This window comes from Photorhabdus caribbeanensis (assembly GCF_018448885.1).
Lineage (GTDB): Bacteria > Pseudomonadota > Gammaproteobacteria > Enterobacterales > Enterobacteriaceae > Photorhabdus > Photorhabdus caribbeanensis.
On sequence record NZ_RCWB01000168.1, the window covers coordinates 1 to 258 of the forward strand.

Annotated in this window: 1 rRNA gene; it reads left to right on the forward strand. The window is 52.7% G+C overall.

Annotated features, from left to right (window positions below):
- Positions 1-216 (forward strand): 16S ribosomal RNA (locus EAE90_RS23495); the annotation flags it as partial.
- Positions 217-258 lie beyond the last annotated feature (42 nt).

Consider the following 258-nt stretch of genomic DNA (forward strand, 5'->3'; position numbering starts at 1 on the left):
CCATGAAGTCGGAATCGCTAGTAATCGTAGATCAGCATGCTACGGTGAATACGTTCCCGGGCCTTGTACACACCGCCCGTCACACCATGGGAGTGGGTGGCAAAAGAAGTCGGTAGCTTAACCTTTTGGAGGGCGCTGACCACTTTGTGGCTCATGACTGGGGTGAAGTCGTAACAAGGTAACCGTAGGGGAACCTGCGGTTGGATCACCTCCTTACCTGAGATAGGTTGAGTGCAGTGCTCACACAGATTGTCTGAT